This is a genomic window from Pseudomonas sp. PDM02, from assembly GCF_014852285.1.
GTDB classification, from domain to species: domain Bacteria; phylum Pseudomonadota; class Gammaproteobacteria; order Pseudomonadales; family Pseudomonadaceae; genus Aquipseudomonas; species Aquipseudomonas migulae.
Window position 1 is genome coordinate 45714 of the sequence record NZ_JACVBL010000015.1, and the last position, 16037, is coordinate 61750.

Consider the following 16037-nt stretch of genomic DNA (forward strand, 5'->3'; position numbering starts at 1 on the left):
TGCGGCGGCGCCAACCGGGCGCCGCCGTCATCATTTTCTGGAGGGGTTTATGACTGTTTCAACCACCAAGTCCATTCCCAAAATCGGCCGCGGTGCGCGCAAGAGCCTGTCCACCGACCCGACCCGGCTGGTGAGTTTTGCGCCGATGTTCGACGGTGCCAGCATGCCGCTGGTGTGCCGCCCGGCAGTGCCTGGTGTGAGCCTGGTGGAGTGGGCGACGGAGAATCGCGCCCTGATCGAAAGCAAGCTGCTTGATCACGCGGTGATTCTGTTCCGTGGCTTCCAGGTGGCCGACATCGCCGAATTCAACCGCTGTGTGGCGGCGATTTCCGACGGCGCCCTGGAGTACCTGTTCCGCGCCTCGCCACGGACCCAGATCACCGGTCAGTTCAAAATCTACAGCTCCACCGATTACCCGGCGGCGGAGAAAATCTTCCCGCACAACGAGCATTCCTATTCGCCGGTGTTTCCGCGTCACCTGTACTTCTACTGCGACACGCCCTCGACCACCGGCGGCGAAACCCCGTTCGGCGACACCCGCGAAATCCTCGCGCGGATCGACCCGGCCGTGCGCGAAGAGTTTCAGCGTAAACGCATCATGTACGTGCGCAACTACGGCGACGGCATGGGGCTGCCATGGCAGACCGTGTTCCAGAGCGAAGATCGCGGCGAAGTCGAAGCCTACTGCGCCAAGATCGGCATTCAGGCCGAGTGGAAGTCCGGCAATCGCCTGCGCACCCGGCAAAACGGCCCGGCCATCGTGCGTCATCCGCTGACGGGCGAGCGCATCTGGTTCAACCACGGCACTTTCTTCAACGCGCTGACCCTGCCGGACAGCATCCGCGACAACCTGCTGCGTGAATTCGGCCCGCTGGACCTGCCGCAAAACACCTTCTTCGGCGACGGCTCGGCCATCCCCGATGACGTGATCCGCCACCTGCAAGGTATCTATCGCGACGTGATGGTCGAGTTCGCCTGGGAGAAGGGCGACGTGGTCCTGCTGGACAACATCCTCAGCGTGCATGCGCGCAACGAATTCACTGGCTACAGAAAAATCCTCACGGCCATGGCCATCGCGCAGAAAAGCGCCGACCTGGATCAGGAATAAGGACCCTCGACATGAACACCACCGCCCTCGAACCTTCGGTAGACGTTTTCCAGACTTCGGCTCAGCAGGCCTTTTATTTGCGCGCTCAGGAACTGGGCGGACAGCCGCTGTTCGCCGCCCTGACCGTGCCGGTCGCCCAGGCTGTGGAGGCGCAGGCATTGCGTGCGGCACTGGATGAACTGGGCCTGCGCCATGAAACCCTGCGCACGGTCTATCGCCGTTTGCCGGGGATGAAATGGCCGGTACAGAGCTTGTGCGATGAGTTGCCGGTCGCGTTGTTGGGGCGCGTGTCTTCGCTGGATGAGGCGCTGAGTCGCAGCCGCGAAACCCTGGCTGAGGCGTCGGATCGGGTGCTGGTGGTGGCGTCAGTGGAAACCACGGACGGTCAGCATTTCGTCACCTTGCTGGCGCTGGCCAGCAGTCTCGATGAAGCATCGCTGCGGGTGCTGTCGGCGGAGCTGGCGAGCCTGTTGCGCGGCGAAACACTGGCCGACAATCAGGAAGACTTGCAGTACCTGGATTACACCGCGTGGCAGGAAGAACTGCGCGAAGAAGACATCGGCCATCAAGGCGCCGCGTTCTGGCGCAACCTGCAACAGCAGTTCGCACTGGCCCATCATCTGCCTTTCGAAAAGGCTGTTGGAGTGACGCTGGCACGCCATCAGGCGACGCTCGACGACGGGGCATGGCTGGCCGATGTGCAACGGGTGGCCGCCGCTCAGGGTGTCGAAGCGCAGCGCGTGGCGTTGTTGCTGTGGAGCGTGTTTGTGGCGCGCATCGGCAATCAGGAAAAGGTGCTGATGGGCTGGGAAGTGGCGGGGCGCAACGAGCAGACCGAAGCGACCCTGGGGCGTTTCGCCCGCCGTTTGCCAGTAGCGTTTGATCACCGCAGCCACGAAACCCTGGCGCAAGCGCTGGCCTCGTTTGCTGGCAACGTCGAGCAATCGCTGTCCTGGCTCGACTGCCTCAACGAGTTCGAACTGAGCGCTGAAGTCGCAACGCCGCTGCGTTATGGCCTGGTGTATCAGGCCGATGCCGACGTGAACATTGAAGTGGACGATGCCAACCCGGAAGTCCTGCGCCTGCGGGTTCAAGGCGAACAGTTGCAGCTGTCGTGCCTGGCCGGCGCGGTGCCCGAGTCGATGCTGGCGGCGTGGCTGGAACAGTTTGTCGAATTCAGCCGCCAGTTGCTGACCTCGCCCGAGCTGACCCTGGGCCAGGCCACTCAGGTCAACGCGGTGCAACTGACTCGTTTGATCGAAGACTTCAACCCGCTGGCCGCCGAGCAGGCACTGCCGCAGCGCTACCTGCAAGACCTGTTCACCGAACAGGCACGCCTGCATCCGCAGCGCATCGCCGTCAGCGTCAATGGTCAACGCCTGAGCTACGCCGAACTGGATGCACGCTCCAACCAGGTCGCCAATACCCTGCGCGCCCAAGGCGTGGCGCCGGATGAAATCGTCGCGGTCTACGGCCAGCGTTCGCTGGAAATTGTCATCGCACTGCTCGGCACACTCAAGGCCGGCGCCGCTTACCTGCCGCTCGATCCGAACTACCCGATCGAGCGTCTGGCGTTCATGTTGCAAGACGCCGCTGCACGTCAGGTGCTGGCCTGTCAGCCGCTGCCGGAAGCGTTGCATGGCGAGCGGGTGATTTCGCTGATGCCGCAGGCCGAAGTCTGGTCCGCATCGCAGGAACAGCCAGCCCCGCAGGGCGACAGCGCCAATCTCGCGTACGTGATTTACACCTCCGGCTCCACGGGCAAGCCCAAGGGTGTGATGATCAGTCACGCCAACGCGGTGGCCTCGACCCTCGCACGCAGCGCGTTCTATCGTCAGCCGTTACGCGCGTTCCTGATGCTCTCGTCGTTCTCCTTCGACAGCTCGGTGGCCGGGGTTTTCTGGGCGTTGGGGCAGGGCGCGACCCTGTGCCTGCCGGACGAAGACAGCTACAAGGACCCGGCGCTGCTGGCGGCGCTGATCCAGCGTGAGGAGGTTTCCCACTACCTGACCTTGCCGTCTTACCACGCACAGATTCTGGAGCACCTCGACAGCCATGCCCTGGCGTGCGTGATCGTGGCCGGCGAAGCGTGCAGCAACGCCTTGGTCGCGCGCCATCGCGAGGCCTTGCCGCAAGTGGCACTGGTCAACGAATACGGCCCGACCGAAGGCACGGTCTGGTGCTCGGCGTGGGAACTGCCGCTCGGTCAGGATGACGATACTATCCCGATTGGCCAGCCGATTCCGGGGATGCGCATTCACGTGCTGGGCCCGGACTTGATGCCGGTGGCCGTGGGCGTCGAAGGTGAGCTGTATGTCGGCGGCGCCGGCATTGCCCGAGGCTACCTCAAGCGTGCCACGCTGACCGCCGAACGTTTTGTTCCCGATCTGTTTGCGAAGCAGGCCGGTCAACGCCTGTACCGCACCGGCGACCTCGCACGCTACCGAGCCGATGGTGTGCTGGAGTACCTCGGCCGGGTCGATCATCAGGTGAAAATCCGTGGCTTCCGCATCGAACTGGGCGAGATCGAGTCCGCCATGCGCAGCGCCCCCGGTATCGAAGACGCCGCCGTCATCGCCCGTGAAACGCCGACCGGTCCGCAACTGCTGGGCTTCGTGATTTCTCCGGCCGACACCGCCGACATCCGCCTCAACGAATTGCGCAGCCACCTCAGCGAAGCGCTGCCGGAGCACATGCAACCTGCGCGCTTGCAGGTGCTGGAACGCTTCCCGCTGATGCCCAACGGCAAACTCAACCGCCAGGCCTTGCTCGACCTCGACGTGCGCCGCAGTGCCTTCGTCGCCCCGCGCACCGATTTGGAAAAAGTCCTGGCGGCGATCTGGGCCGAAGCGCTGCACGTGGAGCGGGTCGGCGTGCACGACAGCTTCTTCGAGCTCGGCGGTCACTCGCTGTTGGCAACGCGGATTCGTGCGCGGATTCAGGAAGAACTGAACCTGGCGATCCCGCTGAAGCTGTTCTTCGAGGGCGACACCCTGGAACGTCTGGCGGCGGAAATCGAGCAGTTCCGTCAGCACAGTGAACACAAAGAAAACGATGTAGACGCGCTGGAAGCGTTGTTCGACGAAGTGGATGAGGAACACACGCGATGAGTGCTGCACCGGACAGAATGATGACCCTGGCCCAGCGTTTCTGCGGCTTGAGCCTGGACGCGCGGCGTGCCTTGCAAGAAAAGATGCACGCGCAAGGCCTGACCCTTGAGCTGCTGCCGATCCCGCCAAGGGACCCGGCGGTCGACACGCTGCCGGCGTCGTACGCGCAGCAGCGTTTGTGGTTTTTGTGGCAGATGCAGCCACAGGCGACTGCGTACAACCTGACCGGTGCCTTTCGCCTGAGCGGTGAGCTCAACCGCGCCGCGCTGGCGCAAACCCTAGCTGCGCTGGTGCAGCGTCATGAAGTGCTGCGCACCACCTTCGTGTTCGATGAGCAGCAGGTGCTGCAAAAAATCCACCCGCAGATGGACGCGCCTCTGGTCGAGGCCGACGCCGCCGACGAGGCTGAACTGCATCGTCAGGTCGGCCTCAACGCCGAGCAGCCATTCGATTTGCAGCACGGTCCGCTGATGCGCTGCCGGTTGATCCGCCTCGAAGCGCAGCAGCATGTGCTGGTGCTGACGTTCCACCACATCGTCACCGACGGCGGCTCGTTGCCGATCCTGTTGCAGGAATTCACCCAGCTCTATGCGCAACTGAGCGCCGGACAGTCGCCGCAACTGCCGGCGCTGGGCATTCAGTACGCCGATTTCGCCCGTTGGCAGCGCCTGTGGCTGGAGGCCGGCGAGGCCGAGCGTCAGCTTGCTTACTGGCGTGAACAATTGGGTCGCGAGCACCCGCCACTGAACCTGCCGGCCGACCGTCGTCGCCCGGCGATCCCGAGCCAGCAGGGCGCCAGCGTCGAGCTGAACGTGCCGGCGGCCCTGGCGTCGGCTCTGAAAGATCTCGCCCGTCGCGAAGGCTGCACGCTGTTCATGGTGCTGATGGCGTCGTTGCAAACCCTGTTGCATCGCTACAGCGGCGAACGGGACATTCGTGTCGGCGTGCCGATTGCCAACCGTACCCGTCAGGACGTGGAAAACCTGCTGGGCTTTTTCGTCAACACCCAGGTGTTGCGTACCCAACCCCATGCCGACCAGCCATTTTTGCAGTTGCTGGCCGAGGTCAAGACGGCGGCACTGGGCGCGCAGGCGCATCAGGATTTGCCTTTTGAACAGTTGGTCGATGGGCTCGATGTCGAACGCAGCCTGAGCCACACGCCGTTGTTCCAGGTGATGTTCAACCACCAGCGCGATGCCGGCGGCGAACAGCGCTGGGACTTGCCGGGCCTGAGCGTCGAGCCGCTGATCTGGGATGAAAAGACCACCAAGTTTGAGCTGATGCTCGACACCGTGGAGAGCGACGACGGCATCCACGCCTCGTTCGTCTATGCCACCGAATTGTTCGACGCTTCGACCATCGAGCGTCTCGGCCAGCATTGGCTGAACCTGTTGCAGGCGATTTGCGCCGATGGCTCGGTCGCCTTGGCCGACCTGAACATGCTCGCCGCAACCGAGCAGCACGCCACGTTGCTGGACTGGAACCGCAGCGCCGCTTCGCAGGCCACGAACACGCTGTGCGCGCATCAACTGATCGAAGCTCAGGCCGCCGCGCACCCGCAAAACATCGCGGTGACCTGCGACGGCGCGACCCTCAGCTACGCGCAACTGAACCAACAGGCCAACCGCATCGCCCAGCGTCTGCGCGAACGCGGCGTCGGGCCGGATGTGTTGGTGGGTATCGCGCTGGAGCGGTCGCTGGAAATGATCGTCAGCGTGCTGGCGATCCTCAAGGCCGGTGGCGCCTACGTGCCGCTGGACCCGGAATACCCGCAGGATCGTCTGGCCTACATGCTGGCCGACAGCGGCACGCGCTTGCTGCTGACCGACTCCGCGCTGCTGCCGCGTTTGCCGTTGTCCGAAGGCATCGAAGTGATTTGCCTCGACCACGCCAGCGACTGGCTGAATGAGGCGTCCGTCGAGAACCTGCCGAACCTGACCCGCCCGGAAAACCTGGCGTACGTCATCTACACCTCCGGCTCCACCGGCAAACCCAAAGGCACCTTGTTGCCGCACAGCAACCTGACCCGTCTGTTCAGCGCCACCGAACACTGGTTCGGTTTCAACGCGGACGATGTCTGGAGCCTGTTCCATTCCTACGCTTTCGACTTCTCGGTATGGGAAATCTTTGGCGCGTTGTTCTACGGCGGCAAGCTGGTGGTGGTGCCGCACGCCATCAGCCGTTCCCCGGAAGAGTTCGCTCGCCTGCTGTGCGATGAACAGGTCACGGTGCTCAACCAGACCCCGTCGGCGTTCCGTCAGTTGATGCCGTTTGCCTGCGCCAATGCCCAGGGCATGGCCCTGCGTTATGTGGTGTTCGGCGGCGAGGCGCTGGACGTCGCGAGCCTGCGTCCGTGGTACGACGCGTTCGCCGAGCAGCAGCCGTTGCTGATCAACATGTACGGCATCACCGAAACCACGGTGCACGTGACGTATCGGCCGTTGTCCCGCGCCGACCTCGACGGTGCCAACAACTCGCCGCTGGGCGAGCCGATTGCCGACCTGCGCTGGTACGTGCTCGACCCACGCCTGAACCCTGTGGCCAAGGGCTGCGTCGGCGAGCTGTACGTCGGCGGTGCCGGTCTGGCGCGGGGTTATCACCAGCGCGCCGATCTGACCGCCACGCGGTTTGTCCCGGACCTGTTCGCCGCCGAGGCGGGTGCGCGCCTGTATCGCACCGGCGATCTGGCGCGTTATTGCGCCGATGGCAGCATCGAGTACGCCGGACGCATCGACCATCAAGTGAAGATTCGTGGCTTCCGCATTGAGCTGGGGGAAATTCAGGACCGCCTGCAAAGTCACCCGGCCATCGAACAAGCGCTGGTGCTGGCGCCCGAGATCAATGGCAGTCAGCAATTGGTCGCCTGGTTCACCGTCACCCAGGACGTCGCCGATTTGCGTCAGGCGCTGCGTGAACATTTGCAGGCCGGTCTGCCGGATTACATGGTGCCGGCGCATTTGCTCAAGCTTGATCAGTGGCCGCTGACCAGCAATGGGAAGCTCGACCGCAACGCGTTGCCCAAGCCTGATGCTGCCCTGGCGCAACAGGTTTACACGGCACCGGTGGACGACCTGCAAGCCGAGTTGGCGGCGATCTGGCAAGACGTGCTCAAGCTTGAGCGCGTGGGGATCGACGACAACTTCTTCGAACTGGGCGGCGATTCGATCATCTCGATTCAGGTGGTCAGCCGTGCGCGTCAGGCCGGCATTCGCATCACCCCGCGTGACCTGTTTCAACACCAGACCGTGCAGAGTCTGGCGAAGGTCGCACAGCGCAGTGCCGGTCTGGTCATCGATCAGGGGCCGGTGCGCGGCGACGTGCTGCTGACACCGATCCAGCACTGGTTTTTCGAGCAGGCCATCGAGGCCCGGGACCACTGGAACCAATCGGTACTGCTGGAACTTCGCGAGCCGCTGGACAGCGCGTGCCTGCAACAGGCATTGGCCGTGTTGCTGGAACATCACGACGCGTTGCGTCTGCGTTTGCATCAGGTGAATGGCGTGTGGCAACAGGCTCAGGCCGAGCACTGGAACAGCGCCGAATTGCTGTGGCAGCGTCAGGCTGCGAACGCCGATGAATTGCTTGAGCACTGCAACGCTGCACAGGCCAGCCTGAATTTGCACGAAGGCCCGCTGTTGCGTGCCTTGCTGGTGGAAATGGGCGCGGCCGGTCAGCGCTTGCTGCTGGTGGTGCATCATTTGGCGGTGGACGGCGTGTCCTGGCGTCTGTTGCTCGAAGATTTGCAAACGGCCTACGACCAGGCGCGTCAGGCTCAACCTGTGCGCCTGCCGGCCAAATCCAGCGCCTATCAAGCGTGGGCGGCGCGTTTGCAAACCCATGCGCAAAGTCCCGAACTGGCGAGCCAAGCGGCTTACTGGCAGCGCCAATACCACGACGTGGTGGTGGACCTGCCCGCCGATAATCCCCAAGGCAGCCTCGCCAGCCAACACGCCGTGAGCGTGGAAACCGTGCTCGACAGCACCTTCACCCGCCAACTGCTGCAAGACGCCCCAGCGGCGTACCGCACGCAGGTCAACGACCTGTTGCTGACGGCGTTGGTGCGGGTGCTGGGGGACTGGACCGGCCAGCCTTCGACCCTGGTCAAACTGGAGGGGCATGGTCGTGAAGACCTGTTCGACGACATCGACCTGACTCGCACCGTGGGCTGGTTTACCTCGATTTTCCCGGTCAAGTTGACCCCGGCCAGCGATTTGGCCGGGAGCATCAAGGCGGTCAAGGAACAGCTGCGCGCCGTGCCGGACAAAGGCATCGGTTTCGGCATCCTGCGGTATCTGGCGCAGGCCGGTCTTGAGGATCTGCCGCAACCGCAAATCACCTTCAACTACATGGGCCAGTTCGATGCCAGCTTCGATGAGCAGGCACCGTGGCGCCCGGCCCGTGAAAGCGGTGGCGCCGAGCAGGGCGCTTCGGCCGCGCTGGACCGTGGCCTGAGCATTAACGGTCAGGTCTACGCCGGGCAACTGCGCCTGAGCTGGACCTTCAGCCGCGACGTGTTTGCCGAGCACACCGTGCAGCGCCTGGCCGAGGCCTACGCTGGAGAACTGCAACAGCTGATCGAACACTGCCTGAGCGGTGCCGGTGGCCTGACGCCGAGTGACGTGCCGCTGGTCCGCGTCGATCAGGCGCAACTCGATGCACTGCCGCTGGCGGCGCGTGAGATCGAAAACATCTTCCCGCTGTCGCCGATGCAGGAAGGCATGTTGTTCCACAGCCTGTTCGCCCCGGATGCCGGTGCCTACATCCCGCAAATGCGCGTGGACGTGCACGGCATCGACGTCGAAGCGTTCCGCAGTGCCTGGCAGCAGACGCTGGAAAACCATGAAGTGTTGCGCGCCGCGTTCTTCAGCGAGAGCCATGGCTCGCAGCCGCTGCAAGTGATTCTGGCCAACGCCACGTTGCCGGTGACCGTGCTCGATTGGCGCAATGAAGCGGATCAGGCACACGCCCTGGAACGTCTGGCCGAAGACGATCGCCTGCGCGGTTTCGACCTGACAGCCGCGCCGTTGCTGCGCCTGACCCTGGTACAGACCGCAAACGACACCCATCACCTGATTTTCACCAACCACCACATTCTGCTGGACGGCTGGAGCACCTCGCAGCTGTTCGGCGAAGTGTTGCAGCGTTACTCCGGCGTGATGCCGGTGGCGAGCGGCGGTCGTTATCGCGATTACATGACGTGGCTGGGCGGGCGTGATCGCGCTGCGTGCGAAGCGTTCTGGCTGGAGCAGTTGCAGGCGTTCAACGAGCCGACCCGTTTGGCCGGCGCGATGCCGGGACCGGTCGCAGGGCAGGGTGACGGTCATTGCACCGTTCACCTGAGCCTGGACCGGGCGGCCAGCGAACGCCTGAGCGGGTTTGCCCGTCAGGCCCGCGTGACACCGAACACCTTGCTGCAAGCGGCGTGGCTGTTGCTGTTGCAGCGCTACACCGGCCAACGCACCGTCGCGTTCGGCGCCACGGTGTCGGGGCGTCCAAGCGAGTTGCAGGGCATAGAGCAGCAAGTCGGCCTGTTCATCAACACCTTGCCGGTGATCGCCACGCCACATCCCGAGCGCACGGTCAGCCAATGGGTGGACGAGGTGCAGGCGCTCAATCTCAAATTGCGCGATGTCGAATACACGCCGCTGGCGGATGTGCAGCGTTGGGCCGGGCATTCCGGCGAGGCATTGTTCGACACGCTGCTGGTGTTCGAAAACTACCCGGTCGCCGAGGCGCTGGAGGGCGGTAATCCGAGTGCGCTGAAGTTCTCCGGCATCAGCAATCACGATCAGACCAGTTTCCCGCTGGCCATCGCCGCCGAGCTGGGCGAGTGCCTGGACCTGCGTTTCAATTACGACACCGCGCTGTTTACCGCCGAGGCCATCGACGGCCTGAGCAAGCGTCTGGTGGCGTTGCTCGATGCCATGGTCCGTGAGCCGCAACAAGCCTTGGGTCGCCTGAGCCTGCTCGACGCCGCGCAGACCGCACAGCAAGTGCAAGGCTTCAACGACACCGCCGTGACCTGGCCCGACGTGCGCCCGGTCCACCTGTGCTTCGAAGCCCAGGTACTGAAAACTCCGGACGCCCAGGCGTTGGTGTTTGCCGGTCAGAGCCTGACGTATCGCCAACTCAACCAGCAGGCCAACCGACTGGCGCACTACCTGCGCGCCCAAGGGGTCGGCGCCGAAGTGCTGGTGGGGATTGCCGCCGAGCGTTCGCTGGAACTGGTGATCGGTTTGCTCGCGATCATGAAGGCCGGTGGCGCCTACGTGCCGCTGGACCCGGATTACCCGCGCGAGCGCCTGGAACACATGTTCGAGGACAGCGGCGTGCACGTGTTGTTGACCCAGCATCATCTGCTGGCGCAATTGCCGATTCCGGCCGGGACCACGGCGATCTGCCTGGACGACAGCGCTCAGCTGGTCGAAGGCTTGAGCGACGAAAACCTGCCGTGCGTGGTCGAGCTGCAATCGCTGGCCTACATGATTTACACCTCCGGCTCCACCGGTAAACCGAAGGGCGCGGCCAACCGTCACGATGCGTTGTACAACCGCATCGAGTGGATGCAGGGCGCGTACCCGCTGGACGGTCGCGACACCGTGCTGCAAAAGACACCGTTCAGTTTTGACGTGTCGGTGTGGGAGTTCTTCTGGCCGCTGATGGTCGGTGCGCGCCTTGCGGTGGCCGAACCGGGCGCCCATCGCGACCCGGCGCAGCTGGTGCGTTTGATCGAGCAATATCAGGTGAGCACCCTGCATTTCGTGCCGTCGATGTTGCAGGCATTTGTTCAGGGCGAGGGCTTTGAGCGTTGCGCCAGCCTGCGGCAGATCATGTGCAGCGGTGAAGCGTTGTCGGCGGATTTGCAGAACAGCCTGTTCCGCGTGCTGCCCGGCGTTGGGTTGTACAACCTGTACGGGCCGACCGAAGCAGCCATCGACGTGACCCACTGGACGTGCGTCGATGACGGCTCGATCAGCGTGCCGATCGGTTACCCGATTGCCAACCTGGTGACCTACATTCTCGATGACAGCCTGCAACCGCAAGTGGCGGGCTGCGTCGGTGAGCTGTACTTGGGCGGCATCGGTCTGGCGCGGGGTTACCATCGCCGCCCGGACCTGACGGCCGAGCGTTTTGTTGCCAGCCCGTTCGGCGCACAGGGCGAGCGGCTTTATCGCACCGGCGACCTGGCGCGTTATCGCGATGACGGCGTGATCGAATACGTCGGCCGCATCGACCATCAAGTGAAGATTCGTGGCTTGCGCATCGAACTGGGTGAAATCGAAGCCTGCCTGCTGGAACATCCACAGGTGCGCGAGGCGGTGGTGATCGCGCTGGATGTCGGCAAGTCCAAGCAACTGGTGGCTTACGTGGTCGGCCAGTCGTTGGTGCTCGACGGGCTGAAGCAGCACCTGCGCAACGCGCTGCCCGAGCACATGCAACCGAGCCATGTGATGTTGCTGGAGCAACTGCCGGTGACGCCGAACGGCAAACTCGATCGCCGCGCGTTGCCACAACCCGATCAGCAAGTGCGTGAATACGTGGCGCCGCGCAATGCCGTGGAAGCGGCGCTACAAGAAGTCTGGCAGGCGCTGTTCGAAGTGCCGGTCGGGATTCAGGACAACTTCTTCGAGCTGGGCGGTGACTCCATCGTGTCGATCCAGGCGGTCAGCCGTGCGCGCAAGGCCGGCCTGAACATTTCGCCGAAACACGTGTTCAGTCACCCGACCATCGCCGAACTGGCGACCGTCGCCCAGGCTGTGGAAGCCGAGGAAGCCGCGCCGGTAGTGGATGCACCGGCGCTGAAGATCGAACTGAACGAAGCGCAATATCAGACGCTGGCATTGACGGCAGACGAGGTGGACGACGTTTATCCACTGTCGCCGATGCAGCAGGGCATGCTGTTCCACTCGGTGCAGGACGGCGACTCGGGGCTGTACGTCAATCAGATCGAAGTGGGTGTGCGTGGCGTTGACGGTCCGCGTTTCCGCGAGGCCTGGGCCGATGCCGCGCAGCGTCACGCGATCCTGCGCACCGCGTTCCTGTGGGAGGGCGACAAGGAGCCGCTGCAAGTGGTGTTGCGCAACGCTCCGGCGCTGCTGACCGAGCTGGACTGGCGCGGTCTGGATAACCAGGTCGAGCGTGTGCGCCAATTGGCCAGCGATGAACGTGAACGTGGCTTCTCGCTGAACCGTGCGCCGTTGTTGCGCCTGCTGCTGGTGCGTCTGGAAGACGACCGTTATCGCCTGATCTGGACCTACCACCACATCCTCATGGACGGCTGGAGTGTGTCGCGCCTGATCGGTGAAGTGCTGCGTCATTACAGTGGCGACGCGCAGGAACCGGTGGCCGCGTATCGCGATTACATCGACTGGCTCGGCCAGCAAGTCGCCGAGGCCAGCGAAGCGTTCTGGAAAGACAAACTCAACGCCCTCGAAGGCGCCACACACCTGGCCCGCGCATTGCCGGTGAAGGCGCCGCAAGCGGGTTATCACGCAATCTATACGCACCTGAATGCGCAGCAGACCGCACGTTTGCAGGCGTTTGCCCAGCAACAGCAAGTCACGCTCAACACCCTGGTGCAAGCCGCGTGGCTGCTGCTGTTGCAGCGTTATACCGGCCAGCGCACGGTGACGTTCGGCGCCACGGTGTCGGGCCGACCGGAAACCCTCAACGGTTCGGAGAACATGCTCGGGCTGTTCATCAACACCTTGCCGGTGGTCAACAGCGTGCCGACCGAGGCGAGCGTCGGTGACTGGCTGCGCGAGATCCAGGCCTACAATCTGGATATCCGCGACTTCCAGCAAACCCCGCTCAGCGACATTCAACGCTGGGCCGGGCAGGGCGGGCAGTCGCTGTTCGACAGCATCATCGTTTTCGAAAACCAACCGGTGGACCGCACGTTGCGCGAGTGGAACGGCGATTCCCTGCGCTTCGAAGATGTCTCCGACTTCGGCCTGACCAGCTTTGCGATGGACTTGATGGTCAGCCTCGATGAAGGCTTGCGCATCGAGTACATGCACCAGTGCGATCAGTTCGACCTCGCCACCGTCGAAGTGCTGCGCAGCCACATGGAAAGCCTGATGCAGCGTCTGTGCGACAACGCCGGGCGCGCCGTGGGCGAGATCGGTTTGCTGACGCTGGACCAAGGCCGGCAACTGGACGGCGAGCTGCCGACGCTGGCCGACGACCACGAACGGCCGGTGCACGAGCTGATCCGTGAGCGAGCGCGGCTGCAACCGGAACACACCGCGTTGGTGCTCAGCTACGCTGACCGCGACGCTGAGCACCTGAGTTATGCCGAGCTGGACCGTCGTTCCGACGCACTCGCGGTGCACCTGCTGGAGCAGGGCGTGCAGGCCGAAGACGTGATCGGCGTGTTCATGGAGCGCTCGCTGGAACTGGTGGTTTCGCTGCTGGCGGTGATGAAGTGCGGCGCCGCGTATGTGCCGCTGGACCCGCAATACCCGCAGGAACGCCTGCGCTACATGATGGCCGACAGCGACATGCGTTTGCTGCTGACCCAGGAGCGTTTGCGTGACACGGCGCAACTCAATCCGGGCACGCCGATGGTCGCCGTGGATCGCTTGAACCTCGACATCGAGGTGACTGCGCCGCAAAACAACGTACACGCCGAGCAACTGGCCTACCTGATTTACACCTCGGGCTCGACCGGCAAACCGAAAAGCGTGGCCGTGGCCCACGGGCCATTGAGCATGCACGTGCAGGCAATTGCCGAGTTGTATGAAATGGACCCGGCCAATCGCGAACTGCATTTCATGTCGTTCGCCTTCGACGGTGCCCATGAACGCTGGATCACCGCGCTGATCAGCGGCTCGACGTTGGTGGTGCGTGACAACACCTTGTGGACCGCCGAACAGACCCTGGCGGTGTTGCATCGTCAGCGCATCAGCGTCGCCTGCTTCCCGCCGGCGTACTTGCTGCAACTGGCCGAACACGCCGAGTTGCAGGGCGGCAACCCACCGCCAGTGCGCATCTATTGCTTCGGTGGCGATGCGGTGCCGGACGCCACGTTCGAACGGGTCAAGCACACGCTCAAGCCGCAATACCTGGTGAACGGTTACGGCCCGACGGAAACCGTGGTCACGCCGCTGCTGTGGAAAATCGCTGCCGACGGTCACTGCGAGGCGATGTATGCGCCGATTGGCCGCCGCGTCGGCACCCGCAGCCTGCATGTGCTGGACATGGACCTCAATCCGTTGCCGGTGGGCATGGTCGGCGAACTGTACATCGGTGGCCGTGGCGTTGCGCGCGGCTACCACCGTCACCCGTGGCAAACCGCCGAGCGTTTTGTTGCCGACCCGTTCAGCCGCGACGGTGGTCGTCTGTACCGCACTGGTGACCTGGTGCGCCGCCGCGAGGATGGCGTATTCGATTACGTGGGGCGCATCGACCATCAGGTCAAAGTGCGCGGCTTCCGCATCGAACTGGGCGAAATCGAAGCTCGTCTGCGCGAGCAAGTCGGGGTCAATGACGCGCTGGTGGTGGTGCGTGACGGCGGGCAGGGGCCGCAACTGATCGGCTATGTGGTCGCGGCTGAAGACGACGGCCTGGGCCTGCGTTGCCAGGCGGCCCTGCGTGAAAGCCTGCCGGATTACATGGTGCCGACGCAGGTCGTGGTGTTGCCGCGTTTCCCGCTGACACCGAACGGCAAGCTCGACCGCAAGGCCTTGCCCGACCCGACCTTCGAGGGCCGCGACTACGTGGCCCCGCGCACGCCGCTGGAGTGGGCGCTGGCCGAGATCTGGCAGCAAGTGCTGGGCGTCGACAAAGTCGGCATCACCGACAACTTCTTCGAGTTGGGCGGCGACTCGCTGCGCACCCTCAAGGTGATCTCGAAGGTTCGGGCGCTGAATCAGCCGGACTTCCAGTTGAAACTGCGCGACATGATGGCCAAACCGACCATCGCCGGGTTGTCCGGTGTCGATGAACAACCGCTCAAACAGAGCCCGGAACCGTTGCTGCTGTTGAACCAGCCGGTGGACGATCAGCCAGCGCTGTTCTGCCTGCACGCCGGGTTCGGCACGGTGTTCGACTACGAACCGCTGGCCCGTCGACTGGAAGGCCAGCGCACGGTGTACGGCGTGCAATGCCGCATGCTGCTCGACCGCCAGTGGCACGACACTTCGCTGCAGCAAATGGCTGCGGACTACATCGAGGCGATCCGTCGCAAGCAACCGCAAGGCCCGTATCACTTGCTGGGCTGGTCGTTGGGCGGGGCGTTGGCGTTGATGGTCGGCGACCTGCTTGAACAGCAGGGCCAGCGTGTGGCATTCGTCGGCCTGGTGGACAGCTTTGTGCCAACCCAGGCCAACGCCGTCGCCAGTGTGGATGAGTGGTGCGATGACCTTCGCGAGTTCCTCGGTGCAACCTTGAGCATGGACAGCGATGTCATTGCCCGGGCGTTGAGTGTCGAAACCACGGGTGATCAGGACGCTGTCGCGCGGATCATTCGCACGGTGATCGACACCGAAGGCGAACAGGCCAGCGGTTACGCATTGCTGGGGGCCGATGAGTTGGCGCAGACGTTCATGGTCAGCACGCGCTTGAAGGCGCTGTCGCGGCAGGTCGAGACCTTGCCGCTGCCGCGCGCCGAACTGTGCTGCTGGTGGGCCGATGGCAACCCGACGGCCGAACGCGCGACGCTGGAGCGTCAGCAACCACGGCTGCGCAAAGTGCAAACCGTCGCCGCCAGCCACTTCGATATCCTGCAACGGGATGAATGCCTAAGTGCCGTGGTGACAGCACTTGGTCGCGAGGTGGTGGCGCAGGACTAAGGTTTTACCGCGCCAAAACAAGCT

The 16037-nt window shown here is 63.8% G+C and carries 3 protein-coding genes; all 3 read left to right on the plus strand.

Features of this window, described 5'->3' with window-relative positions:
* Positions 1 to 49 precede the first annotated feature (49 nt).
* Genes IB245_RS23810 through IB245_RS23820 form a run of 3 tightly spaced genes read left to right on the plus strand, consistent with a single transcriptional unit; the run spans position 50 to position 16013 of the window.
* Positions 50 to 1108, plus strand: coding sequence for a TauD/TfdA family dioxygenase (locus IB245_RS23810; protein ID WP_008032309.1), 1059 nt, complete (start codon positions 50 to 52; stop codon positions 1106 to 1108).
* An 11-nt stretch (positions 1109 to 1119) separates the two neighbouring features.
* Positions 1120 to 4218 (plus strand): non-ribosomal peptide synthetase, encoded by a 3099-nt coding sequence (locus IB245_RS23815; RefSeq protein WP_192228869.1) that lies wholly within the window; start codon positions 1120 to 1122, stop codon positions 4216 to 4218.
* Complete coding sequence (locus IB245_RS23820) at positions 4215 to 16013, plus strand: amino acid adenylation domain-containing protein (RefSeq protein WP_192228870.1); 11799 nt, start codon at positions 4215 to 4217, stop codon at positions 16011 to 16013. The genes IB245_RS23815 and IB245_RS23820 overlap by 4 nt, the downstream gene beginning before the upstream one ends.
* Positions 16014 to 16037 lie beyond the last annotated feature (24 nt).

What these genes read in the sequence shown, in the direction of transcription:
- IB245_RS23810 (WP_008032309.1), top strand. Translation starts at nt 50, where the DNA reads ATGACTGTTTCAACCACCAAGTCCATTCCCAAAATCGGCCGCGGTGCG.
- IB245_RS23815 (WP_192228869.1), top strand. Translation starts at nt 1,120, where the DNA reads ATGAACACCACCGCCCTCGAACCTTCGGTAGACGTTTTCCAGACTTCG.
- IB245_RS23820 (WP_192228870.1), top strand. Translation starts at nt 4,215, where the DNA reads ATGAGTGCTGCACCGGACAGAATGATGACCCTGGCCCAGCGTTTCTGC.